Annotated in this window: 24 protein-coding genes and 1 pseudogene; 13 read left to right on the forward strand and 12 right to left on the reverse strand. The window is 73.0% G+C overall.

Going from position 1 to position 21,259, the window contains the following annotated elements:
• Positions 1-4: 4 nt before the first annotated feature.
• Complete coding sequence (locus ACZ3I4_RS44105; protein ID WP_465388130.1) at positions 5-826, reverse strand: NAD-dependent epimerase/dehydratase family protein; 822 nt, start codon at positions 824-826, stop codon at positions 5-7.
• Positions 827-1,168: 342 nt separating this feature from the next.
• On the opposite strand from ACZ3I4_RS44105, the gene ACZ3I4_RS44110 reads away from it, so the two are divergent.
• The 6 genes from ACZ3I4_RS44110 (at position 1,169) to ACZ3I4_RS44135 (ending at position 6,260) form a co-directional block, all read left to right on the forward strand.
• Positions 1,169-1,489 (forward strand): hypothetical protein, encoded by a 321-nt coding sequence (locus ACZ3I4_RS44110; protein ID WP_465388131.1) that lies wholly within the window; start codon positions 1,169-1,171, stop codon positions 1,487-1,489.
• A gap of 30 nt (positions 1,490-1,519) precedes the next feature.
• Complete coding sequence (locus tag ACZ3I4_RS44115; RefSeq protein WP_465388132.1) at positions 1,520-2,983, forward strand: aldehyde dehydrogenase (NADP(+)); 1,464 nt, start codon at positions 1,520-1,522, stop codon at positions 2,981-2,983.
• Between the two features lie 66 nt (positions 2,984-3,049).
• Positions 3,050-4,417 carry a BNR-4 repeat-containing protein gene (locus ACZ3I4_RS44120; RefSeq protein ID WP_465388133.1) on the forward strand — a complete coding sequence of 456 codons (1,368 nt, stop codon included), beginning with the start codon at positions 3,050-3,052 and terminating at the stop codon, positions 4,415-4,417.
• Positions 4,418-4,425: 8 nt separating this feature from the next.
• On the forward strand, positions 4,426-4,614 hold the full coding sequence (locus ACZ3I4_RS44125; protein WP_221374950.1) for a tautomerase family protein: 189 nt from the start codon (positions 4,426-4,428) through the stop codon (positions 4,612-4,614).
• A 90-nt stretch (positions 4,615-4,704) separates the two neighbouring features.
• A complete protein-coding gene (gene kduI, locus ACZ3I4_RS44130) occupies positions 4,705-5,505 on the forward strand; it encodes a 5-dehydro-4-deoxy-D-glucuronate isomerase (RefSeq protein WP_465388134.1) in 801 nt (266 codons plus the stop codon).
• Positions 5,502-6,260, forward strand: coding sequence for an SDR family oxidoreductase (locus tag ACZ3I4_RS44135; protein ID WP_465388135.1), 759 nt, complete (start codon positions 5,502-5,504; stop codon positions 6,258-6,260). The genes kduI and ACZ3I4_RS44135 overlap by 4 nt, the downstream gene beginning before the upstream one ends.
• A gap of 150 nt (positions 6,261-6,410) precedes the next feature.
• Here ACZ3I4_RS44135 and ACZ3I4_RS44140 read toward each other — a convergent pair.
• Positions 6,411-6,734, reverse strand: a pseudogene (locus ACZ3I4_RS44140) (hypothetical protein); the annotation flags it as partial.
• 135 nt (positions 6,735-6,869) lie between these two features.
• Between ACZ3I4_RS44140 and ACZ3I4_RS44145 the strand changes: the two are divergent.
• The gene (locus ACZ3I4_RS44145; protein WP_465388136.1) at positions 6,870-7,811 is read left to right on the forward strand and encodes a YihY/virulence factor BrkB family protein; all 942 of its coding nucleotides are present in this window, start codon (positions 6,870-6,872) and stop codon (positions 7,809-7,811) included.
• A gap of 1 nt (position 7,812) precedes the next feature.
• Here ACZ3I4_RS44145 and ACZ3I4_RS44150 read toward each other — a convergent pair whose 3' ends face one another.
• Genes ACZ3I4_RS44150 through ACZ3I4_RS44175 form a run of 6 tightly spaced genes read right to left on the reverse strand, consistent with a single transcriptional unit; the run spans position 7,813 to position 11,924 of the window.
• Positions 7,813-8,358, reverse strand: a complete 546-nt coding sequence (locus ACZ3I4_RS44150; RefSeq protein ID WP_465388137.1) for an NUDIX domain-containing protein — start codon at positions 8,356-8,358, stop codon at positions 7,813-7,815.
• Positions 8,359-8,367: 9 nt separating this feature from the next.
• A complete protein-coding gene (locus ACZ3I4_RS44155) occupies positions 8,368-8,787 on the reverse strand; it encodes a hypothetical protein (RefSeq protein WP_465388138.1) in 420 nt (139 codons plus the stop codon).
• Complete coding sequence (locus ACZ3I4_RS44160; RefSeq protein WP_465388139.1) at positions 8,784-9,983, reverse strand: molybdopterin-dependent oxidoreductase; 1,200 nt, start codon at positions 9,981-9,983, stop codon at positions 8,784-8,786. The genes ACZ3I4_RS44155 and ACZ3I4_RS44160 overlap by 4 nt, the downstream gene beginning before the upstream one ends.
• Positions 9,980-10,648: a class I SAM-dependent methyltransferase gene (locus ACZ3I4_RS44165; RefSeq protein WP_465388140.1), complete on the reverse strand. Its 669-nt coding sequence runs from the start codon at positions 10,646-10,648 to the stop codon at positions 9,980-9,982. The genes ACZ3I4_RS44160 and ACZ3I4_RS44165 overlap by 4 nt, the downstream gene beginning before the upstream one ends.
• Positions 10,645-11,268, reverse strand: a complete 624-nt coding sequence (locus tag ACZ3I4_RS44170; protein WP_465388141.1) for a TIGR04282 family arsenosugar biosynthesis glycosyltransferase — start codon at positions 11,266-11,268, stop codon at positions 10,645-10,647. The genes ACZ3I4_RS44165 and ACZ3I4_RS44170 overlap by 4 nt, the downstream gene beginning before the upstream one ends.
• The gene (locus tag ACZ3I4_RS44175; protein ID WP_465388142.1) at positions 11,265-11,924 is read right to left on the reverse strand and encodes a glycosyltransferase family 2 protein; all 660 of its coding nucleotides are present in this window, start codon (positions 11,922-11,924) and stop codon (positions 11,265-11,267) included. The genes ACZ3I4_RS44170 and ACZ3I4_RS44175 overlap by 4 nt, the downstream gene beginning before the upstream one ends.
• A gap of 144 nt (positions 11,925-12,068) precedes the next feature.
• Between ACZ3I4_RS44175 and ACZ3I4_RS44180 the strand changes: the two genes are divergently transcribed.
• From ACZ3I4_RS44180 to ACZ3I4_RS44195, 4 genes are all read left to right on the forward strand, one after another.
• Entirely contained in the window at positions 12,069-13,118 is a 1,050-nt protein-coding gene (locus ACZ3I4_RS44180; protein WP_465388143.1) for an NAD-dependent epimerase/dehydratase family protein, read from the forward strand.
• The gene (locus ACZ3I4_RS44185) at positions 13,094-14,440 is read left to right on the forward strand and encodes a hypothetical protein (RefSeq protein WP_465388209.1); all 1,347 of its coding nucleotides are present in this window, start codon (positions 13,094-13,096) and stop codon (positions 14,438-14,440) included. Before ACZ3I4_RS44180 ends, ACZ3I4_RS44185 begins: the two co-directional genes overlap by 25 nt.
• 64 nt (positions 14,441-14,504) lie before the next feature.
• Entirely contained in the window at positions 14,505-15,185 is a 681-nt protein-coding gene (locus ACZ3I4_RS44190) for a response regulator transcription factor (protein ID WP_465388144.1), read from the forward strand.
• The gene (locus ACZ3I4_RS44195; RefSeq protein ID WP_465388145.1) at positions 15,178-16,230 is read left to right on the forward strand and encodes a sensor histidine kinase; all 1,053 of its coding nucleotides are present in this window, start codon (positions 15,178-15,180) and stop codon (positions 16,228-16,230) included. The genes ACZ3I4_RS44190 and ACZ3I4_RS44195 overlap by 8 nt, the downstream gene beginning before the upstream one ends.
• Before the next feature lie 21 nt (positions 16,231-16,251).
• Here the strand turns inward: ACZ3I4_RS44195 and ACZ3I4_RS44200 are convergent, their stop codons facing one another.
• The gene (locus ACZ3I4_RS44200; protein WP_465388146.1) at positions 16,252-16,851 is read right to left on the reverse strand and encodes a TetR/AcrR family transcriptional regulator; all 600 of its coding nucleotides are present in this window, start codon (positions 16,849-16,851) and stop codon (positions 16,252-16,254) included.
• A 108-nt stretch (positions 16,852-16,959) separates the two neighbouring features.
• Here ACZ3I4_RS44200 and ACZ3I4_RS44205 point away from each other — a divergent pair, with 108 nt between their 5' ends.
• Positions 16,960-17,622 (forward strand): DUF998 domain-containing protein, encoded by a 663-nt coding sequence (locus tag ACZ3I4_RS44205; RefSeq protein ID WP_465388147.1) that lies wholly within the window; start codon positions 16,960-16,962, stop codon positions 17,620-17,622.
• Here ACZ3I4_RS44205 and ACZ3I4_RS44210 read toward each other — a convergent pair.
• The 3 genes from ACZ3I4_RS44210 to ACZ3I4_RS44220 are packed head-to-tail and all read right to left on the reverse strand — an operon-like array spanning position 17,600 to position 20,288.
• Positions 17,600-18,499 (reverse strand): alpha/beta fold hydrolase, encoded by a 900-nt coding sequence (locus ACZ3I4_RS44210; protein ID WP_465388148.1) that lies wholly within the window; start codon positions 18,497-18,499, stop codon positions 17,600-17,602. The genes ACZ3I4_RS44205 and ACZ3I4_RS44210 overlap by 23 nt on opposite strands.
• Positions 18,500-18,515: 16 nt before the next feature.
• The gene (locus ACZ3I4_RS44215; protein WP_465388149.1) at positions 18,516-19,367 is read right to left on the reverse strand and encodes a PPK2 family polyphosphate kinase; all 852 of its coding nucleotides are present in this window, start codon (positions 19,365-19,367) and stop codon (positions 18,516-18,518) included.
• A 42-nt stretch (positions 19,368-19,409) separates the two neighbouring features.
• A complete protein-coding gene (locus tag ACZ3I4_RS44220) occupies positions 19,410-20,288 on the reverse strand; it encodes a DMT family transporter (protein ID WP_465388150.1) in 879 nt (292 codons plus the stop codon).
• Positions 20,289-20,360: 72 nt separating this feature from the next.
• Here ACZ3I4_RS44220 and ACZ3I4_RS44225 point away from each other — a divergent pair, with 72 nt between their 5' ends.
• Positions 20,361-21,239 (forward strand): LysR family transcriptional regulator, encoded by an 879-nt coding sequence (locus tag ACZ3I4_RS44225; RefSeq protein WP_465388151.1) that lies wholly within the window; start codon positions 20,361-20,363, stop codon positions 21,237-21,239.
• The last annotated feature ends 20 nt before the right edge of the window (positions 21,240-21,259 follow it).

Here is a 21,259-nt window from a genome sequence, read left to right on the forward strand (position 1 = left end):
CCGGTCAGCCGGCCTCACCGAGCGGCTGGTCGCACCACGTGCCCCCGATCCGGTTAAGGGCCGGGTCGGCGACCATGTCGGGCTCGCCGGACTCGGCGACGATCTTCTCCGCGTACTCCTCGGCGTCGTCCTCGGGGTAATAGCCGATCGCTTCACCCTCGGCCAGCGAGAGCCAGCGCCGGGTGTTGCGGCTGATCCCCCACACCTGGCGGAAACCCGGCCCGGGCACGCCGATCGCCGCCTCCACCAGCCGCGCGCAGTCGTCCGGGGACAACCACATGGCCAGGCCCCGGGGACCGCGCGGAGCCGGGAAACACTGCCCGATGCGCAGGCAGATCACATCGAGGCCGAACCGGTCGTGGAACAGGCGCCCGGCCGACTCGACCGCGACCTTGCTCCAGCCGTAGAGCGTGTCGGGGCGGGCTTCGATGTCGCCGGGCACCTCGCCCGGCTGCTCGCTCAGGCTGTGGAAACCGGCCACATGGTTGGACGAGCCCAGCAGGACCCGCGTCACCCCGGCCCGGCGGGCCGCCTCCAGCACGCAGTACGTGCCGTAGGCGTTGACCCGCAGCACCTCCTCGGCGCTCGCCTCGTGGCTCTGCCCGCCCAGATGCAGCACGGCGTGCACACCCTGCAGCGCCGCGACGAGCGCGTCGAGGTCGTCCACCGATCCCAGGACGACCTCCTCGGCGCCGGTTCCCGGCAGCGGCTGCGGCGCGCGCAGGTCGAAGAGCCGCAGCACGCGCCCGGGCCGGGCCAGCAGCGGCCGCAGCAGCGTGCCGACCCGCCCCGACGACCCGGTGATCAAGATCCGCTGGTCCGCCATCGCCCGTCCCGTCCGTCATAGGTATTGATCGATCGACATACTAGCGGCATTATCCTCGTCAATGAACGTGGAACACCTCGCTAATAGCCGTCTACATATGTGGACAGCCGTGACTCCCGGAGGTTCCCGTGCGAAGATCGCTCCCCCTCGTCGCCGCGCTGGTCGTGGCCATGGTGCTGGCCTCGGCCGGGCCCGCCCGGGCCGGAGCGGTGTCCAGTTCTGGCGCAAGTGACCGCGGTGGCGGCGGAGGACCCATGCGCACGACCATGACCGCCGCCGCGGCCTCCGGCCCGGTCCAGGTGCATCTGGCCGCCGCCCGGCCCGACGTGCGGCTCGACGACAGTGACCTCGGGTGGGCCGAGCCGCGGACGGTCACCGGCCCCCGGCCCGGCCGGTGGCCCGCCGACAAGCCTCACGGCCACCGTCAAGAGCCGCAGCGCGGTGCTGTTCACCTGGGCCGACAACGCCGCCGGCGAGGACGGCCAGCTGATCGAGGTGCGGACCGCCGGCCGTCCGGCCTGGACGGTGGCCATGGCGCTCGACCCGGACGTGAACTCGGTCGGGCTGATGGCCTCGGACACCGAGCGGCAGGCCTGGTTCCGGGTGCGGGCCTTCACCTACGGCACGAGCTCCGCCGTGGCCAGCCGGACCACCGGCCACTGATCCGACGCACACGTACAGAGAAGAGAATTTATGAACACCGGTACCGACCAGGGCCGCAACCCGTACACCGGGGAACCGGTGGGCGAGCCCGTGCCGCACACCACCGTCGCCGAACTGGCAGCCCTCAGCTTTCCCGGGCCGCTGCCGCTGACCGGCCGGGCCGAACTGCTCGAGACGGTCTCGGCCGCCCTCGAAGCGGCCCGGGACGAGCTGGTTCCCCTGGCCGACGCGGAGACCGGACTGGGCCGGCCCCGGCTCGACGGTGAGCTGACGCGCACCCGGGTGCAGCTGGAGATGTTCGCCGAGGTGGTCCGCGAGGGCGGCTTCCACGAGGTCGTCATCGACCACGCCGACCCGGCCGCCCGGCCGGCTCCCCGCCCGGACCTGCGCCGGATGCTCATCCCGGTGGGTCCGGTCGCGGTGTACGCGGCCAGCAACTTCCCGTTCGCCTTCTCGATCGCCGGCGGCGACACCGCGAGCGCGCTCGCGGCCGGCTGCCCGGTGGTCGTCAAGGCTCACCCAGGTCACCCCGGCCTGTCCCGGCGCACCGGCGAGATCGTCGGGGCCGCGCTGGCCCGGGCCGGCGCGGCGGACGGAACCTTCACCGTCGTGCACGGCCTCGACGCCGGGCGCCACCTCATCGAGCACCCGGCGATCCGGGCGGCCGGCTTCACCGGATCGCTGCAGGGCGGCCGGGCCCTGTACGACCTGGCCGGCGCCCGCCCCGATCCGATCCCGTTCTACGGCGAGCTGGGATCGCTCAACCCGGTCGTCGTCACCCCCGGCGCCCTGGCCGCACGCGGCCGCGAGATCCTGCGGGGCTTCGTCGGCTCGTTCACGCTCGGCTCCGGCCAGTTCTGCACCAAGCCGGGACTGCTGTTCCTGCCCGCGGGCCACGGCCGGGACGAGGAACTGGCCGGGTCGGTCCGGTCGGTCTCCGTCGGACCCCTGCTCAACGAGCGCATCCGCAAGGGCTTCGACCAGGTGGCCGGGGCGCTGGCCACCGCCGACGGCGTCCGCACGATCTCCGGCGGTGACAGCGCGGCCTCGCCGACGCTGTTCGCAGTGGCCGCCCGGAACCTCGGCCCGGCCCTGCTCGAGGAATGCTTCGGACCGGCCTCGCTGGTGGTCGAGTACGACTCCCCCGCCGACCTGACCCGAGCCCTCGACCTGGTGCCCGGCAGCCTGACCGCCACCGTGCACGCCGACCCGCCGAGCGAGCCCGAGCTGATCCGCGACCTGCTCGCCCGGTTCGCCGAGCGGGCCGGTCGGGTGGTCTTCGGCGGCTGGCCCACCGGCGTCGCCGTCGCCTGGGCTCAGCAGCACGGCGGCCCGTGGCCGGCCACCACCAACGCCCTGCACACCTCGGTCGGCGCCACCGCGATCCGGCGCTGGCTGCGCCCGGTGACCTATCAGGGCGTCCCGGACGAATTCCTGCCCGAGCCCCTGCGGGAGGACAACCCCCTGGGCGTTCGGCGTTGTCCACATATGTGAACGCTTTCCTTATACATGAAAACCATGCACAATCACGGATCACGTCCTCGTCATTAAGGAGGCTCGATGCGTCGCGTCGTGCCGTTCATCGCTCTCAGCACCGTCGCCGCGCTCCTGGCGGTGGCGCCGGGGCCGGCCACGGCGGCCACACCGCCACACCGGTCCGGCCCGTCGGCCGCACCTACCTCGTTCGCCACCGTCGCCACCGGCGTGGCGGCCCGCAGCGACCGCCGGCCCACCAACGGCGGCGTCCACGACCCGAAGGCCGGCAAGACCTTCATCTCCTGGGCGGGCCAGTTCGAGGACAACTACGTCCAGGCCTACGACCACCGCAGCAAGACCTGGTCCGCACCCGTCAAGGTGGCCGACGGCGGCAACGACACCCACAACTACCCGACCCTGATCCAGGCCGACGACGGGCACCTGCTCGTGTTCCGCGGCATGCACAACCGCGAGCTGTGGTTCGCGCGGTCGCCGCAGCCCCACTCGATCGAGGGCGCCTGGACCGACACCCAGATCCCGGAAGGCCTCGGCGCCACCTACCCGATGGTGTTCAAGTCGTCGGCCGGGCACATCTTCGTCTTCGTCCGGGAGACCGCGGGCGACCTCGACAAGCAGTACCCGACCGACTTCCGCCCGATGAAGTACGTCCGGTCGACCGACAACGGGCGCACGTGGCAAAGCTCGGAGACGCTGACCGGCGAGCGGTGGAACATCGCCCCGCAGACCCGCGCGGACAACATGAACGAGGTCTACATCGGGCAACTGCGGCACGAGCCGGCCACCCTGGGCCGCCCCGAGCGGGTCGCCGTCGTCTACACGCTGGCCGGCGGCGGCCCCGAGGGTCACCTGCACGACCGCTACCACAAGAACATCTACTACACGTACTTCAGCCCCCGGGACCTCAAGTTCCGGTCCGCGAGCGGCGCCGACCTCGGCGTCAAGATCGACGACGCCGACCAGGAGAAGTATCTCAAGGTCGCCGAGACACCCCTGCAGACGGTCAATCCGCGCTCGCCCGACTACATCCAGCTCGTCGGCTCCACCGCGCTGGCCCCGTTCGTCGTCTGGATGCGCCTCGACGAGCAGGGCCAGGTGCACACGCACACCGGTGTCCACACGCCGCTGGGCTGGCACAACCGCGAGGTCGCCGCGGGCTTCCGCGTCCGCGACATGGAACGGGTGAACGCGCTGACCTGGCGGGTCTACGCCACCAGCACCGACCCCGCCGTCACCGCCGTCTCGACCTTCACGCTGTTCGCCGGCACGCACTGGCGTCCCGAGTCGACCATCGCGATCCCCCGCGCCGTCCAGCGCATCGAGGTCATCGACGGCTACCGCGACCCGGCCCGGCTCATCCTCACCGGGGCCAGCAGCGCTCGTCCCGCCGACATCGCCGATGGCGACATCTACGTCGCCGGCGCCGACAAGTAGGAGTGGCAATGCCCAACATCACCGTAGAACTGCTGTCCGGCCGCACCCTCGACCAGCGGCGCGAGTTCGCCGAGGCGGTCACCGCGGCGGCGGTCGACATCCTCAAGGCCCGCCGGCCGTCGGTGCGCATCCGCTTCGACGAGATCGAGCGCTCCGACGTCGCCAACGGCGGAACCCTCGAGTCCGACAACGTCTGACAAACCGGCGGCGCCCCGCCGACCGGGGCGCCGCCGCACTACCCGGAAACAAGAAGCCGCATCACCCGGAAACAAGAAAAGGAAAGGCTCATGGATTCGCGACACGCGACAGCCCCGGAGCAGGTGGCCGGCATGGACACCGAGCAGCTGCGGCGGCGGTTCCTGGTGGAGGACCTGTTCGCCCCCGGCGAGGTGCGGCTGACGTACTCCCACGAGGACCGCATGGTGCTGGGTGGCTCGACCGGCGTCACCGAGCTGCCCTGCCCCGGCGAGCTGCGCTCCGACTACTTCCTCGAGCGCCGCGAACTCGGGGTCGTCAACGTCGGCGAGGCCGGCACGGTGACCGTCGACGGCGTCCGCCACGACCTGGCCGCCAAGGAAGTTCTCTACATCGGGCGCGGCGCCCGGCAGGTGTCGTTCGACGGCCGCTTCTATCTGGTCTCCACGCCGGCCCACGCGAGCTACCCCACCGTCAAGGCCACCCTCGACGACGCCGAACCGGTGCGGCTGGGCTCGCGGGACGGCTCCAACGAGCGCACGATCTACAAATACATCCACGCCAAGGGCATCCAGAGCGCCCAGCTCGTCCTCGGCGTCACCGTCCTCGCACCGGGCAGCATGTGGAACACCATGCCCTGCCACACCCACGAACGGCGTACCGAGGTCTACTTCTACTTCGACCTGCCCGAATCCGACCGGGTCGTCCATCTGATGGGCCGGCCCGACCAGACCCGCAACCTCGTCGTGGCCCCCGGGCAAGCGGTGATCTCGCCCCGGTGGTCGGTGCACTGCGGCTTCGGCACGCGCAGTTACGCGTTCGTGTGGGCCATGGGCGGCGAGAACCAGGCGTACGAGGATGTCGAGCCGGTGGCGATCGGGGAGCTGCGATGACCGGACCCGCCGGGTCCCCGTTCTCCCTGCACGGCCGCACCGCACTGGTCACCGGTTCACGCAGTGGGATCGGCCGGGCCATCGCGGTCGCCCTGGCCCAGGCCGGCGCCGACCTGGTGCTGCACGGCCACCACAACGATCTCGACGAGGTGGAGAGCGACGTCCGCCGGACCGGCCGGCGGTCCACCCGGTGGATCCTCGACCTCGCCGACACCGCGGCCATCCCCAGCGCCGTGGCCACGCTGCCCGAGGTCGACATCCTGGTCAACAACGCCGGCATCATCCGGCGGGCCCCGGCCGCCGAGCACTCCTTCGACGACTGGCGCTCCGTGCTCGACGTCAACCTGGACGCGGTGTTCCAGCTGAGCCGCACCGTCGGCGCCGGCATGCTGGCCCGGCGCCAGGGGAAGATCGTCTCGGTCGCCTCGATGCTGTCCTTCCAGGGCGGGGTGCGGGTCCCCGGATACACCGCGGCCAAGCACGGTCTGGCCGGGCTGACCAAGGCGCTGGCCTGCGAGTGGGCCGCCGAGGGGGTGCAGGTCAACGCGGTCGCCCCGGGATATGTCGCGACCAGCAACACCGCGGCCCTGCGCGCCGACCCGGCCCGCGAGGCCGAGATCAGGTCACGCATCCCGGCCGGCCGCTGGGGCCGCCCCGACGACATCGCCGGGGCCGTGGTCTTCCTCGCCTCCCCCGCGGCCGACTACGTCAACGGCCACGTGCTCGCGGTCGACGGCGGCTGGCTGGCCCGATAACCGGCCCTCCTACGACGCCCGGCCCGGCGGACCGGCGGGGCTCGGCAGACCACCCGGCGCCCGGCCCGGCGGGCCGGCGGGGCTCGGCAGGGCACCCGGCGCCCGGCCCGGCGGATCGGCTGCGTCCGGCAGGCCGCCCGGCGGGCCGCCCGGGGCCGGGATCACCGACAGGTCCAGCACCGGCGGGATCGCCGCCACCCCGGGCCCGCCGGCGTCGACCCACGCGACCAGGTCGGCCTCGACGGCCTGGCTGAGGACCAGCCCGAGCCAGACCGGCCGGGCGCCCCGCCGGCGGGCGGCCGGGGTCGGGTGCACCACCATCACGTTCGCCTCGGCGCACACGTCCAGGCACCCGCTCGTACGCACCCGGTGGGCCGGGGCGAGCGCCTCGCGCAGCCGGTCCAGCTGCGCGTCGTGGTCGACCGACGGATGTTTGAGGGCGTTGCCGCAGCAGCAGTCGCGGCACACGGTCAGGGTGCAGCCCTCCGGGGTCTCGCTCAAAGATCACACCTCACCCCGACACGGTAACCACGTCTGCGGTTCACCGGCGTGACCGGGCCGGTCGATGGGTATGACGTCGACGTGGCGGCCAGGCGTTTCCTACGGTGGATGGCGAGCGCCGGGCGACGGCTGCGTCGCCGGGTGCGGTGGCTCGATCACCTGATCCGGGCCGGCATCCGGTACGACCGGGCCGACGGCGGCCGGCTGGCCGCGGCGGTCACCTATTACGCGTTCTTCGCCACGTTCGCGCTGGGGCTGCTCGGCGTCGCCGTCTTCGGCTTCGTCCTGGACGACCCGGCTGTGCTGCGCTCGGTCGAGCGGTACGCGGCGGAGGACCTGCCCCAGCTCGATGTCCATGCGCTGCGCCAGGCCCGGGGCACCATCGGGGTCATCGCCTTCATCGGCCTGCCCGTCACCGGCTGGTTCTGGGTCGACGCGCTGCGGTCGTCGATCCGGCGGATGTGGGAGCTGCCCGAATATCCGGGCAACATCGTCATCCGGATCCTGATCGACCTTCTCGTGCTGGCCGGCCTCGGGGTGCTGCTGGCCGCCTCGCTGGGGGTGGCCTACCTGACCACGCTGGCCGCGAACCGGTTCATCGACGCGGCCGACACCGGGATCGGCGTCTCCCGCTGGCTGCTGAGCGGGGTCGGATTCACGGTGGCCATCGCGGTCAACACCGTCCTCGCCGCCGGGGCGCTGACCGGGCTGCCTCGCGTACGGATGCCGTGGCGGCGCCTGCTGGGCCCGGCGCTGCTGGTGGCGCTGGCTCTGGAGCTGCTCAAGACGCTCGGCCGGCTCTACGTGCGCGTCACCGAGGCCAACCCGACCTACCAGGTCGTCGCCGGGTCGGTCGGGCTCCTCGTTTTCCTCAACGCGATCAACCAGATGGTGCTGTTCGCGGCGGCGCTCACCGCGACGAGCACCATCGGCTCCCCCTCCGACCTGGCCGAGAGCGACGATGACGACGACCCCAAGGTCGAGCCGTCGGCGCCCCCGCCGCCCGCTGACCACCAGGGGCGGACGGCGGCCGCTCCGGACACCAGGTGATTCAATCGCGCGCTTTTGCCGTCCGCTCGGAGGCGGCCAGGCCGGCCAGCCACTGCGCATGCCCGCGGATGCGGGACCGGTCGTCGGGGAAGGAGCTCTCCCACGCGCTGTCCAGGCTCGTCCACGCGGCGGGCTGACCGGGCTCGGGCATCAAGGGGGCAGCGGGGTCGGCGATCGCGGCATAGGACAGCCCCAGGGTCACCGGGCGGGCGGGATGGTAGGAGCGGACGCAGACGGCGGCCGGGCGGGCGAGGAGCTCAACATCCAGTCCGGTCTCTTCGCGCAACTCCCGGCGCGCCGCTTCCCGGGGCGACTCCCCCGGCTCGACCTTCCCGCCGGGCGGAACCCAGCTCCGCCAAGGATGACTCACCAGCAGGATCTGCGACAGCTCCGCGTCGAACACCCACACCTCGGCCCCCAGCGAATCCACCGGACCGGCCTGGGCGGAAGCCACCCAGCCCGCAACGTCGTCGAAGGCGACCCGGGCCACAGCGACGTCGCCGAGCGCGGCTTCCAGCGTCTGCCGCTGCAACTCTTCAAGACTCATGGCGGCAAACTAGCGAGGGGGTACGACATTGCCGCGCGAGCGGGTCGCCACGAACGCCGCCACCCCGGCCACCAACCAGATCACGGCGTAGATCCCGAGCAGTCCACGGCCGTAGTGCAGCGGCAGCAACGACGGGTTGTCCGCGGAGCGGCCCCGGCCCAGCACCAGCGGCAGGGCCACGATCGTCACGGCGAGGCTGACCAGAAGCGCCGAGCGGATCACCGTACGGACCCTCAGCGGGACGAACCGGCCGAGCAGGGCGCCGACGCCGATGACGGCCGGCAGCAGCACCGCGTCGTGCCCGATCAGCACGCCGGCCAGGAACACCGCCGCGCCGGCTTTGACGTCGGCGTCGAGGAGCGCACCGACCAGGCCGTAGGCCATCACGAAGGCCCCGAGGGCGATCAGCGCTCGCCGTGTTCTTTTCACAGCTTTCCCCGTACGGTGATCCGACTGATCCACTTGGTCTGGAGCACACCCGGCCGGTTCGGGGCGATCAGCCGGGCCGGATAGCCGTGGTCGGGATGCAGCGGTTCGCCGCCGAGCCGCAGCGCGACCAGCGTGAACGGGTCGCGGACGTGCGGCGGCGGCACGGTCGTGGCCCGGTAGCGTCCCCGCGCCTCCAGCGATTCGACGTACGCCTCGGCGTCCTCGGGGTCGGCCCCGGTCAGCGCGACCAGGTCCCGCAGCCGGATCCCGGTCCACGTCCCGGTGGAGCTCCACCCCTCCACGCAGCTGATCGGCAGCACGACCGTGTGCTGGGGCAGGGCCTCGAGATCGGCCAGGGCAAAGCTTTCCGTACGTTCCGGGCCGACGAGCGTCAGCCGGTAGTCCGGCGCGAAGATGGTGTCGCGGACCCCGGCGCCCGCGGCGGTCTTGTTGACCGGCACCTGCTGGGGCCCGCTGCGGGGCCGGCGCGGGGCGAGGACGGCGACCGGGGCGAGCGGGCCCACGGTCTGCCCGGCCGTGGTCAGGGTGATGAGCCCGGCCGCGGCGCCGACGGTGGCCAGCAGGCCGCGCCGGCTGAGCGTTCCGGCGGGGGCGCGGTCCGGCGTACGGCGTCGGAGGGCCTCCCGGACGATCGGGAGCTTGACGCCGATGTGGGCGAGCAGGGCGCCGATCGCCAGCCAGGCCGACCAGTAGTGGCCGGCGGTGAAGAAGAACGGCATCGGGGCGTACCAGTGGGCGATGTTGAGGATGCCGCTGACCAGCTGGAACAGGGCGGCGGCGACGAGCGCGGCGATCCCGGCCCGCTCGATCGCCTGGGCCGGGTCGCGTACGGGCGGCCAGGCGAACAGCCGCGGGTAGACCGACCACAGTTTCGCGCCGAGCAACGGCACCGAGGCCAGGCCGGTGGCCACGTGGACGCCCTGGGTGACGCGGTAGAGGCCGACCGGTCGCGACGGCCAGCCGAACCACCAGGGCGGATGCTGGATGAAGTGGCTGATCAGGCCGGTGACGAAGCAGATCGTGAAGGCGACGGCGAGGGCGACGCCGAGCAGGCTGGTGAGCCGGGCCGAGCGCGTCCGGGAGTCGAACGCGTCGCTTCGCAGCGGCCCGCGGCGCAGGGCGGCCGGCGGTGGCGGCAGCGGCTGGAAGAGCCAGGCGCGGACCCGCGTCGTCACGCGGGTTCCAGGGTTGCGAACCATCGGCCGGCCTCCGTCCACGTGTGCAGGGGCCGCATGCCGCCGTCCGAGGCCGTTGCGGGCAGGTCGCCCGCGGCCAGCACGGCCCATCGGAACGGTTCGCTCGCCGGGTCGCCACCGGAGCTGATCCGGGCGGTTCCGGCCCAGCTGGGGGTGCCGGGCGGGGCCAGTTCGACGTGCAGACGGCCGTCCGCGGCCAGAAGTTCGGAGCAGCGGCGAAGCAGCCGGACCGGGTCGCCACCGATGCCGATGTTGCCGTCGGCCAGCAGCAGATGCCGCCACCGGCCCTCGCCGGGCAGGGCGCCGAAGACGTCGCGGCGCAGGGCGATCGCCCCGCGGGCGCGGGCCAGCTGGACGGCCGCGGCGCTGACGTCGATGCCGAGCGCCGCATGTCCGCGCCGGAGGAGGGCGTACGTGAGCCGGCCGGGGCCGCAGCCGACATCGAGGGCGGGCCCGCAGCAGCGGTCGAGCAGCGAGTCGTCGCCCGGCAGCCGGTCGCGGCACCAGGACGTGGCGTCGACCTGGTGCTCGGCGCCGCGATGGTTGCGGACGGTGAGGACGCTGTGCGCCCCGGCCACGGCGCGGGACAGCGCCGCGTCGAAGACCGTCAGCGCGGGCACCGGCCGGGTGAAGGTGGCGGTCATGCGGCCAGCTCCGCGGCGAAACGGCTGGTCGGGGGGCACAGCGCGGCGACCGCATACGCGTCGGCCATCGTGTCGACGTCGCTCAGTTCGGGCAGGGCGGCGACCCGCAGCCCGCGGCCGGTGAGCGCGGACAGGGTGAGCGCGCCGGTGTCCGCGGTCGACGTCGGAATGTCGCGCAGCACCCGGGCGTGGTCGGGATCGCGCAGGCCGAGCGCCCACCATCCACCGTCGGTGGCCGGCCCCAGCACCGCGTCGACGCCGTCGGCGAGCAGCGTGGCCAGGGCGGCGGCGAGCAGCCGGGGACCGGCCTGCGGAGTGTCCATGCCGATCAGCAGACCGGCCCGGCCGGGCACGGCGGTGTCGGCGTAGGCGTGGGCGAGCCGTTCGCCCAGATCGCCGCCGCGCTGCGGCACGCGGGCCCAGCCGGCCGGCGCGGGCCGGTCGCCGTCCACGACCAGGGTGCGGGCGCCGGTCCGGGTGGCGGTGACGGCGTCGAGGGTGTCGGCGAGGGCCGCGGCGGCGATCCGGGCCGCCCGCTCCGGGGTGCACGGCGGGCAGAGCCGCGTCTTGACCCGGCCCGGAACCGGGGTCTTGGCCATCACGAGGATCTGCGCGTTCATCGGGCCAGCACCGCGCTCATGTCGCGGATGGCCCGCATGGTGCCGCGGACCGTGCCGGTGACCTTCGATCTCGTTCCCGCGGCCCGCGGGTGGTAGGCGACGTCGACCTCGGTGACCGTCCACCCGGCCCGGCCCGCCGCCACGAGCAGTTCCAGCGGATAGCCGAAGCGGCGGTCGCGCAGGCCGAGCGAGAGCAGGTCGTCGCGGCGGGCCGCCCGCATCGGGCCGATGTCGTGCACGCCGAGGCCGGTGCGGCGGCGCAGCCGGTGGGCCAGCACGGCGTTGCCGAGCCGGGCGTGCGGCGGCCACGCCCGGCGGGTGGTGGGCCGGCGCCGGGCGACCGCGAGCCGGACGTGCCCGGCCCGCACCGGATCGGCCACCCGGGGCAGCTCGGCCGGGTCGAACGAGCCGTCGGCGTCCATCACGCAGACCACTCCGTCGGCCGGATCGGAGGCGAGGATCCCGGCGTGCACGGCCGCGCCGTAACCGGGCTCGGGCACGGTCACGACCAGGGCGCCGAAGGACCGCGCCACGTCGGCGGTGCCGTCGGTGGAGCCGTTGTCGGCCACGATCGCCCGGTAGCCGCCGGGCAGCCGGCTCAGGAGCCCGGGCAGGGCGGGCGCCTCGTTGAGACAGGGCAGAACTACGTCGGTCATGGACGCCGAAGTTAGCCCCGCCGGAGACGTTGCGAGGACGGAAACTGCTTACCGCCTCCTTACGTCCGGCCCAGTTCTTACGAACCGCTGACGTCCTGCTCAGAGCCCCGGCCGGCGAGCCGGCGAGGGCCTACGGTCGGACCCGTGACCCATGTTCTCGTGACCGGCGGCGCCGGTTTCATCGGCACCCACGTGACCGCGGCCCTGCTCGAGGCCGGGCACCGGGTGCGGGTGCTCGACTCCGCCCATCCGGCCGCGCATCGCGAGCCGCTTCCCCGCGACATCCACGGCGCCCCGCTCGTACGCGGTGACGTCCGCGATCGGTCCACTGTGGCCGCTGCGCTGCAGGGCGTCGAGGTGGTCGTGCACCAGGCGGCGATGGTCGGCATGGGTGTCGACCTCGAGGATCTGCCCGACTACGTCGGCAGCAACGATCTCGGGACGGCCGTGCTGCTGGCCGGGATGGCCCGGCAGGGCGTGCACCGGCTGGTGCTGGCCAGCTCGATGGTGGTCTACGGCGAGGGCGCCTACCGCTGCCCGGCCGACGGTCCGGTCCGGCCCGCCGCTCGCGACATCGCGGCCCTGGCCGCGGGCCGCTTCGAACCGGGCTGCCCGAGATGCGGGCGGGAGCTGACGGCGGAGCTGGTCGACGAGGACGCCGTACTCGATCCGCGCAGCGTCTACGCCGCCACCAAGCTCGCCCAGGAGCATCTGAGCGCGGCCTGGGCCCGGCAGACCGGCGGTTCGGTGGCCGCGCTGCGCTACCACAACGTGTACGGGCCGGGCATGCCCCGGGACACGCCGTACAGCGGGGTCGCCGCCATCTTCCGGTCGGCGCTGGAGGCCGGTGACGCCCCCCGGGTGTTCGAGGACGGCGGTCAGCGGCGCGACTTCGTGCACGTGTCCGATGTGGCGCGGGCCAATCTGGCCGCCCTCGATGCGACCGCCGCCGGCCTGACCGGCTTCCGGGCCTTCAACGTCGCCTCCGGCGCGCCGGCCACCGTCGGCGAGATGGCGGCGGCGCTGGCCGGCGCGATGGACGGGCCCGAACCGGTGGTGACCGGGCAGTTCCGGCCGGGCGACGTGCGGCACATCGTGGCCTCCCCGGCCCGGGCCACGGCCGAGCTCGGTTTCACGGCCTCGACCGGCCTGCGTACGGGGGTGGCCGAATTCGCGCGCGCGGCTCTACGCTGACGCCGGTCCGCCGGTGGCCGCGCGCGGATGTGACGGCGGCCGGTTCCGCCGTGCTGCTGCTCGGTGTGGCCTGTCTCGCCGGTGCGGTGCTGGCCCGCTCCGGGCATCCGGTGCATGCCAGTTCGGCCCCGCTGACCGGCCATTGGCTGCCGCACGCCGGCCCGGGCACGCCGCTCGCGCTCGCCGTGGCCGTCCTGGTCGTCGCGCACGGTCCGCGGCTGGCGGCGGTCCTGCCCTGGCGCCGGCTGCTCGCCACCGCCTACGCCGCGGCGGTGGCCTGGATCGTCACGCTGGCCCTGGTGGACGGCTGGCAGCGCGGGCTCGCAAGCCGGCTCACCACCCGCCACGAATATCTCAGCGAGGTCGGCGGCGTCACCGACGTGCCCGCCATGCTGCGCGCCTTCAGCGGCCGCATCGTCGACTTCCAGCCGGATTCCTGGAGCACCCACGTCTCCGGGCACCCGCCGGGCGCGCTGCTGGTCTTCGTCGGCCTCGACCGGATCGGGCTCGGTGGGGGCGGCTGGGCGGGGCTCGCCTGCGTCGCGGCCGGCGCCCTGTGCGCGGTGGCCGTGCCGGTGGCCGTCCGGGCGCTCGGCGACGAGGCCGCCGCCCGCGCCGCGGTCCCGTTCGTCGTGCTGTTCCCCGGGGCGGTGTGGATCGGGGTGTCGGCCGACGGGCTGTTCGCCGGGGTCGCGGCGAGCGGGCTGGCGCTGCTGGCCGTCGCGCTGACCGGCCGGCACGTGATGGCCGCGGCCGGGGCCGGGCTGCTGCTCGGCGGGTGCCTCTATCTGTCGTACGGGCTGGTCCTTCTGGCCGTGCCCGCGCTCGCCGTCGTCTTTCTCGCTTCCCGGGTACGCCGCATCCCCGCGCTTCATCTCGGAGTGGCGCTCGGCGCGGCGGCCGCGGTGGTGCTGGTCTTCACGCTGGCCGGATTCTGGTGGCTGGACGGCTACCACCTGGTCGATATCCGCTACTACCAGGGCATCGCGAGCGTGCGCCCGTACGTGTACTGGGTCTGGGCCAACCTGGCCCTGCTCGCCGTCTGCGCCGGACCGGCCGCCGCGGTCGTCCTGCGACGCGCGGCCATCGAGCCGAGCCGCCTGCGTCCCGTGGTTCTGCTCCCGGCGGCGGCGCTGCTGGCCATCCTGGCCGCCGATGTGTCCGGCTACAGCAAGGCCGAAGTGGAACGGATCTGGCTGCCGTTCGCGGTGTGGCTGATGGCCGGCGCCACCCTGATTCCGGTGCCCGGACGCCGGTTATGGCTGGCCGTTCAGGCCGCGGTCGCGCTGCTGGTGAACCATCTGCTGCTGACCACCTGGTGAGGCGTAAGAAACTCGAAAGGACTGGCCGCGTCCCGGGCGGCGCCGGGCTGGGTAGCGTGAGGTCGTGCCTCATGTCCTCGTCGTCGACGACGATCCGACCGTCAGCGACGTCGTCCGCCGCTATCTCGAACAGGACGGCTATCGCGTGCGCCTGGCCCCCGACGGCCCGGCCGCCCTGGCCGCCGTCGAGGCCGAGCAGCCCGACCTGGTGGTTCTCGACCTGATGATGCCCGGAATCGACGGGCTCGAGGTGTGCCGGCGGCTACGGCACCGCCGGCCCGACCTGCCGGTGGTGATGCTGACCGCGCTGGGCGACGAGGGCGACCGGGTGGCCGGCCTCGAGGTCGGCGCCGACGACTACGTCACCAAGCCGTTCTCACCACGCGAACTCGTCCTGCGGGTGCGGTCGGTGCTGCGCCGCCTGCCCGCGACCGGGACGGGCCTGCTGCGAGACGGCGAGCTCACCGCCGACACCGCCCGCCGGATCGCCCGGCTCGGCGCCCGGCCGCTGGCCCTGACCGTCCGCGAGTTCGACCTGCTCGTCTTCCTCCTGCGAAACCCGGCCCGGGCGTGGTCCCGGGCCGAACTGCTCGACCAGGTCTGGGGCTGGCAGTTCGGCGACCAGTCGACGGTCACCGTGCACGTGCGGCGGCTGCGCGAAAAGATCGAGCAGGATCCGGCGTCGCCCCGGCGGATCGTCACCGCCTGGGGTGTCGGCTACCGCTACGAGCCCGCCGATGACTGACCTGCTGCTTATCATCCTGTACGCGCTGGGCGCGGGCGCCGTCGTCGGAGTGGCCGGCATGCTGGTGCTGCGCCGGCTGGCCGGACGGTCGATCGCCGTGCACGTGTGTGTGCTGCTCGTCGTCACGGTGGCGGCGGTCGTGGCCGGTGTCGCCACCGTCGCCCAGGCCATGTTCCTGTCCGCCCACGACCTGCAGGTAGTGCTGCTCACCGTGCTCGCGGCGGCCATGGTCAGCCTGGCCCTCGGTGTCACGTTCGGCCGGCGCCTGGCCGCGGCGGCCATGTGGTCGGCGCAGGCCCGCGCCCAGGAACGCCGGCTCGAGGCCGGGCGGCGGGAACTGGTCGCCTGGGTGTCCCACGACCTGCGGACCCCGCTGGCCGGGCTGCGGGCCATGGCCGAGGCGCTGGAGGACAGGGTCGTGGCCGAGCCGGCCGCGGTCGCCGACTACCACCGCAGGATCCGGGTCGAGACCGACCGCATGACCCATCTGGTCGACGACCTGTTCGAGCTGTCCCGGATCAACGCGGGCGCGCTGCGGCTCGCCGTGGCCCAAGTGCCCCTGGGCGACATCGTCTCCGAAGCCATCGCCGCCACCGCTCCCCTCGCCGCGAACCGCCGCATCCAGCTGGTCGCCGCCGAGTCGGGCTGGCCGGTGGTGCTGGGCAGCGAGCCCGAACTGGGCCGGGTCGTCACCAACCTGCTGGTCAACTCCGTGCGCTACACCCCGCCCGACGGCACGGTGCACATCGAGGCCGGCCTGGACGACCAGGCCGCGTGGCTGTCGGTCACCGACACGTGCGGCGGCATCCCCGAGGCCGACCTGTCCCGCGTCTTCGACGTGGCGTTCCGCGGCGAACGCGCCCGCAGCCCCGAGCCCACCGGAACCTCCGGCGGCGGCCTCGGTCTCGCCATCGTCCGCGGCCTGGTCGAGGCCCACGGCGGTCAGGTCGGCGTCGGCAACACCGGCACCGGCTGCCGGTTCGTCGTCCGCCTGCCCGGCCGCCCCGAGCCGGTCAGCCGCCACCGGGCCGGCTCGGCCTTCTGACGGCGTACGGGGCCTGCGGCGTCAGGGTCGCGCCGCGTACTGATCCCAGCCCTGACCGAGGATGCTGAAGCCGGCGTCCAGCGTCGCCGAGGGGTCGGGCGTGGTCGTGGCCAGCAGCTGGATCTGCAACGCGAATCGGGTGTAGACGCGGATTCCCTCGGTCGGCCGGTCCAGTCCGGCTTCGGCCGCGATGGCTTCGGCCAGGGCGTCTTCGCGACGAAGCCACATCTGCGCCGCGTAGCCCTGCAGGGCCGGCGTTTCGTCGATCAGGGCCAGGAGCCGGCGATTGTCGGCCGCGTCGGGCCCGGACTGCATGGCGTTCAACTCGGCGCTGAAGTGGGCCCGCAACGCTGCCGACAGTGACGTGCCCGGCGGCCGATCGCGTACGGCGGCGAGAAGTTGTTCCTGCTGCTGCCGCTCCTGGTGGAAGACCAGGGCTTCCTTGCGCGGGAAATGCGCGAAAACGGTCGTCGGCGAGACGTCCGCCGCGTCGGCGATCTCGCGGACGGTGACGTCGTCGAAGCGGCGTTCGAGGAAGAGCTTCGCCGCCGCGCTGACGATCGCCGCGCGGGTGGCGGCCTTCTTGCGCTCCCGGCGTCCAAGCGGTTCAGCCATGGTCATCCGCCCATGCTACTGAACCTGCATCGAACTTGGATTGACCACAAAACTGGCGCGGGCTACAGTTTCGTAGTCACACCACCTCCGCACAGCTGAGAAGGAGTTCCGACCATGACCCTGGAAGCAGTTCAGGCCCGGCCGGGTTCGCGCACACAAGCCCGCCTGGCCGGCGCGATGCTCATCGCCGCCGGCGCGGTGTTCTTCCTCGCCGAGTTCATCGCCGCCGCGGCGTGGACCGACCCGCCGTACAGCTACACGCACCACTTCATCAGCAATCTCGGGGTGCACGGCCCCGCCGAAGCGTTCGGGCAGTACATGTATTCGCCGCTCGCCTGGGTGATGAACACCGGCTTCGCCCTGTTCGGGATCACCGCGCTGGCCGGCGTCGTGATGCTGCGGGCGCGCCGGGTCCTGCTCGCACCGGCCATCGCGCTGGCCGCCGGCGGCGTCCTGCTCGCCCTCTTTCCCGGTTCCGGCGAGGCGACCGCCGGAAGCGACTATCACGGGGCCGGCGCCTTCGCGACCATCGTCGGCGGCAACGTGCTCGTGATCGTCCTCGGCAAGACGCACCGGCTCGTCGGAGCTTCCCGCAGAACGGGGAGGATCCTGGTTGCCCTCGGCGTGGCCGGCCTGATCTCGCTGGCGGTGTTCATGGCCGTCGTCATGTCCGAAGCCGGCGCCCTCATCGGCCTGGCTGAGCGCGGCGCCGTCTACCCGTTCCTGATCGGCCTCATGTGCGCGGGCGTGGCGATCAGGAAGGCTCCGAATCCCTGAGCCAGGCCCGTACGGTCAGGACCGCGTCGGCGAAGGCGGCGGGCGCCTCCTGGGGCAGGTTGTGGCCGGCGTCGATCACCCGATGCTGGTGGCGCGCGCCGAACATGGGGGCGTCGGCGGCGGTGCCACCGGGTTTGAGGGGGTCGGTCGCGCCGTCCAGCGTCACCGCAGGCACAGTGATCTTCGGACGGGCGGCGAGGCGGGTTTCCCGATCCTCGTAGGCCGGATCGCCCGCGGTCCGGCCGAGCGCGTGACGGTAGGCGTGGACGACGACGTCAACGAAGTCCGGGTTGTCGAACGAGGACGCGGTCCGGGCGAAGGTCGCCTCGTCGAAAGCCCACCGGGGCGACCATTGGCGCCACAACATCCGGCACAGGTCCCGGCGGTGGGCGGCCAGGGTTCGGCGGCCGCGCTCGGTCTGGAACAGGTGCTGGTACCACACCAGGTACTCGATCTGCGGGTCGAAGTCGTGTCGTTGCCGCTCGATGTCGATGATGTCGTAGCCGGCCAGCGACACCAGCCCGGCCACGCGTTCCGGCCAAAGCGCGGCGGTCACGCAGGACGCCAAGCCGCCCCAGTCGTAACCGGCCACGATGGCGTCCTCCAGACGCAACGCGTCGACGAGCGCGATCAGGTCGGATCCGAGCGCCGCTTGCTGGCCGCTCCGCAAAGTGCCGGCGGAAAGGAAGCGCGTGGGACCGAAGCCCCGCAGATACGGGCGGATCACCCGGGCGCCGCGGACGGTGAGAAGCGGAACGACATCGTCATAGGCGTGGACGTCGTACGGGAACCCGTGCGACAGGACGACCGGCCAGCCGTCCCGCGGGCCGTCCTGAAGAAACGCTACGGACAACACCCCGGCGTCAACATGATCCATGTTTTCACCGTACGACTCAGTCGGCGGCCAGCAGCCTGGCGCGTTCGGCGTCGACGTCGAAATCGGGCTTGGGATACTTCGGGTCGAGTTCGGCGAACGTTTCGCGCAGCAGCGTGGCGACCGCCCAGTTGCGGTACCACTTACGGTCCGCGGGAACCACGAGCCAGGGCGCGGCGTCGGTGCTGCACCGGGTCAGCGCGTCCTGGTAGGCCCGCTGATAGTCGTCCCAGCGGGCGCGCTCGGCCAGATCGCCCGGGTTGTACTTCCAGTGTTTGGCCGGGTCGTCGAGGCGGTCGAGCAGCCGCTTCTTCTGCTCCTTCTTGGAGATGTGCAGCATGACCTTCACCATGGTCAGCCCGTCGGCGGCCTGTTCGGCCTCGAACTCGTTGATGGCGTCGTAGCGCTGCGACCAGACGTCCTCGCCGACCAGGTTGTGTACCCGTACGACCAGAACGTCCTCGTAGTGGGAACGGTTGAAGATCCCCACGTAGCCGGGCGCGGGCAGGGCGCGGCGGATGCGCCAGAGGAAGTCGTGGCGCCGTTCCTCCTCGCTGGGCGGCCCGAAGCTGACCGCTTTCATTCCGGCCGGGCTCATGCCCCGGGTGACGTTGCGGACGGTGCCGTCCTTGCCGCCGCAGTCCATCGCCTGCAACAGCAGCAGGACCCGGGTGGTGGCCGCGCCTTCCTTGGCCGAGGCGAACATGCGCTCCTGATAGCCGGCCAGGTCTTCCGAGATCGCGGCCACCTCGGCTTTCGACCACCGCTTCGGATCCTTCCCGACCACCTCGCGGCCGGGCAGCCCGGGAGTGCTGCGCGGATCGATGTCGGCGAGGGGGCGCGCCCTCAGGATGGTTCGCAAGTCAGGCATGGCCGGTCTTTACCCGGACGGCCAAATCGCATGCCCGGCGGGTCACACGGGAACCAGCGCCCGATGGCCGGCCTCGACCCGCTGGCCGTAATAGGTGCCGGCCAGGACGAGCGCGATCCCGGCAACGGCGGCGGCGGTCAGGTGCTCGCCGGCGATGCCGACGCCGATCAGCACCGCCCACACCGGTTCGGTGCCCAGCAGCAGGCTCGCCCGCGCCGCCGACGTGCGGCGGATCGCCCACAGCTGCACCACGAAGGCGAACACGCTGCAGCCCAGAGCGAGGTACAGCACGCCGAGCCAGTGTCCCGGCCCGAAGGCCCGCACCGCCGCGGGCAGGGCGGGCGCCGCGACGACCGTGAACAGAACCGCGCCGACCATGGTCTGCAGCCAGGTGAGCGTCACCGTGTCATACCGCCGGCCGTCCGTCAGCCGCCCGGAGAGGGTGACGTGGGCCGCGCGCACGACGGCCGCGGCGAGCATCAGCGCGTCCCCGGCGGTCGGCGCGCGCAGACCCGGGCCGGCCACGAGCAGAACCACGCCGGCCACCGCCACCGCCGCGGCCGCGAAGAACCGGAGCGGCAGCCACCGCCGTCGGACGGCGCCCTCGAGCGCCGGCGTCAGCAGGATCGTCAGGCTGATCAGCACCCCGGCGTTGGTCGCGCTGGTCAGCGACACCCCGTACGTCTCCAGCACCAGCACGGCCGCCTGGGTGAGGCCCAGCAGCACCCCGACCCGCAACTCCGGCCCGCTGAGCCGTCGCACGGCCATGGCCGGGGCTAGCGCGATCGCCGAGACCGCGAAGCGCAGCGCCAGCACAGCCAGCACCCCGCCGGCCAGGACGAGGGTCTGGGCGGCCAGATAGCTGCTCCCCCACACCACCGCCACGGCCAGCAGCAACAGATCGCTCCGGCGTATCGACATGCTTGCAGCCTGGATCGGACGGATCGTGAAGACAAGATGCGTACCACTCAATCGAAGGTGTAGTCATACCTAATGGATCTGCACCACCTGCGCCTTCTCCGGGAGCTCGGCGATCGGGGCAGCGTCGCCGCCGTCGCCCGGGCGATGCACATCACGCCGTCGGCCGTGTCGCAGCAGCTGCGTTCGTTGCAACGCTCGGCGCGGGTGCCGTTGACCGAGCGCAGCGGCCGCCGTCTCGTACTGACCGAGGCGGGCCGGGCCCTGGCCGCCGCGGCGATCGACGTCTCCACCGCGCTCGACCGGGCCGGCCGGGCCGTGGGCGCCTACCTCGACGACCCGGCCGCGCCGGTCACGGTGGCCGCCTTCCACAGCGCGGCGCTCACCTGGTTCGGACCGCTGCTCGGCCGGGCCGGCCTGCCGCCGATGCGGTACTCGGACGAGGACGTGGCCCAGGCCGACTTCCCGGCGCTGGTCGCCGACTACGACCTGGTGCTGGCGCACCGGCTGGCGCACAGCCCGTCCTGGCCGGCGGACCGGCTCACGGTCGTGCCGCTGGTCCACGAGCCGCTGTACGTCGCGATTCCCGTACGCCACCGGCTGGCCTCGAAGACGTCGCTCGTCGCGGCCGATGTCGCCGCCGAGCCGTGGATCTGCGTCCACGAGGGGTTCCCGCTGGAAGGCGTCCTGACGGCGATCGCCGCGGCGGCCGGCCGGCCCCTCGACATCGTGCACCGGGTCAACGACTTCACCGTCGTGGCCGCGATCGTGGCGGCCGGCGGCGGGCTCGCGCTGCTGCCCGGCCACACCAGCCGGCCCGACCCCGGCGTGGTTCTGCGCCCACTGGCCGACCTGCCGGCCGCGCGGCACATCGACGTTCTCACCCGTCCGGAGAGCCTGCACCGGGTCGCCGTGCGCACGGTACTCGGCGCCCTGCGCGAGATGGCGGAATAAGCGCGCCTTCACCGGGTAGC

The sequence above is a fragment of the Actinoplanes sp. NPDC021490 genome (genome assembly GCF_055562135.1).

Coding starts and splice junctions, on each gene's coding strand:
- ACZ3I4_RS44195 (WP_465388145.1), top strand. CDS start 15,178: ATGACTGACCTGCTGCTTATCATCCTGTACGCGCTGGGCGCGGGCGCC.
- ACZ3I4_RS44175 (WP_465388142.1), bottom strand. CDS start 11,924: ATGACCGACGTAGTTCTGCCCTGTCTCAACGAGGCGCCCGCCCTGCCC.
- kduI (WP_465388134.1), top strand. CDS start 4,705: ATGGATTCGCGACACGCGACAGCCCCGGAGCAGGTGGCCGGCATGGAC.
- ACZ3I4_RS44145 (WP_465388136.1), top strand. CDS start 6,870: ATGGCGAGCGCCGGGCGACGGCTGCGTCGCCGGGTGCGGTGGCTCGAT.
- ACZ3I4_RS44105 (WP_465388130.1), bottom strand. CDS start 826: ATGGCGGACCAGCGGATCTTGATCACCGGGTCGTCGGGGCGGGTCGGC.
- ACZ3I4_RS44200 (WP_465388146.1), bottom strand. CDS start 16,851: ATGACCATGGCTGAACCGCTTGGACGCCGGGAGCGCAAGAAGGCCGCC.
- ACZ3I4_RS44125 (WP_221374950.1), top strand. CDS start 4,426: ATGCCCAACATCACCGTAGAACTGCTGTCCGGCCGCACCCTCGACCAG.
- ACZ3I4_RS44210 (WP_465388148.1), bottom strand. CDS start 18,499: ATGGATCATGTTGACGCCGGGGTGTTGTCCGTAGCGTTTCTTCAGGAC.
- ACZ3I4_RS44135 (WP_465388135.1), top strand. CDS start 5,502: ATGACCGGACCCGCCGGGTCCCCGTTCTCCCTGCACGGCCGCACCGCA.
- ACZ3I4_RS44225 (WP_465388151.1), top strand. CDS start 20,361: ATGGATCTGCACCACCTGCGCCTTCTCCGGGAGCTCGGCGATCGGGGC.
- ACZ3I4_RS44115 (WP_465388132.1), top strand. CDS start 1,520: ATGAACACCGGTACCGACCAGGGCCGCAACCCGTACACCGGGGAACCG.
- ACZ3I4_RS44120 (WP_465388133.1), top strand. CDS start 3,050: ATGCGTCGCGTCGTGCCGTTCATCGCTCTCAGCACCGTCGCCGCGCTC.
- ACZ3I4_RS44170 (WP_465388141.1), bottom strand. CDS start 11,268: ATGAACGCGCAGATCCTCGTGATGGCCAAGACCCCGGTTCCGGGCCGG.
- ACZ3I4_RS44150 (WP_465388137.1), bottom strand. CDS start 8,358: ATGAGTCTTGAAGAGTTGCAGCGGCAGACGCTGGAAGCCGCGCTCGGC.
- ACZ3I4_RS44165 (WP_465388140.1), bottom strand. CDS start 10,648: ATGACCGCCACCTTCACCCGGCCGGTGCCCGCGCTGACGGTCTTCGAC.
- ACZ3I4_RS44220 (WP_465388150.1), bottom strand. CDS start 20,288: ATGTCGATACGCCGGAGCGATCTGTTGCTGCTGGCCGTGGCGGTGGTG.
- ACZ3I4_RS44205 (WP_465388147.1), top strand. CDS start 16,960: ATGACCCTGGAAGCAGTTCAGGCCCGGCCGGGTTCGCGCACACAAGCC.
- ACZ3I4_RS44215 (WP_465388149.1), bottom strand. CDS start 19,367: ATGCCTGACTTGCGAACCATCCTGAGGGCGCGCCCCCTCGCCGACATC.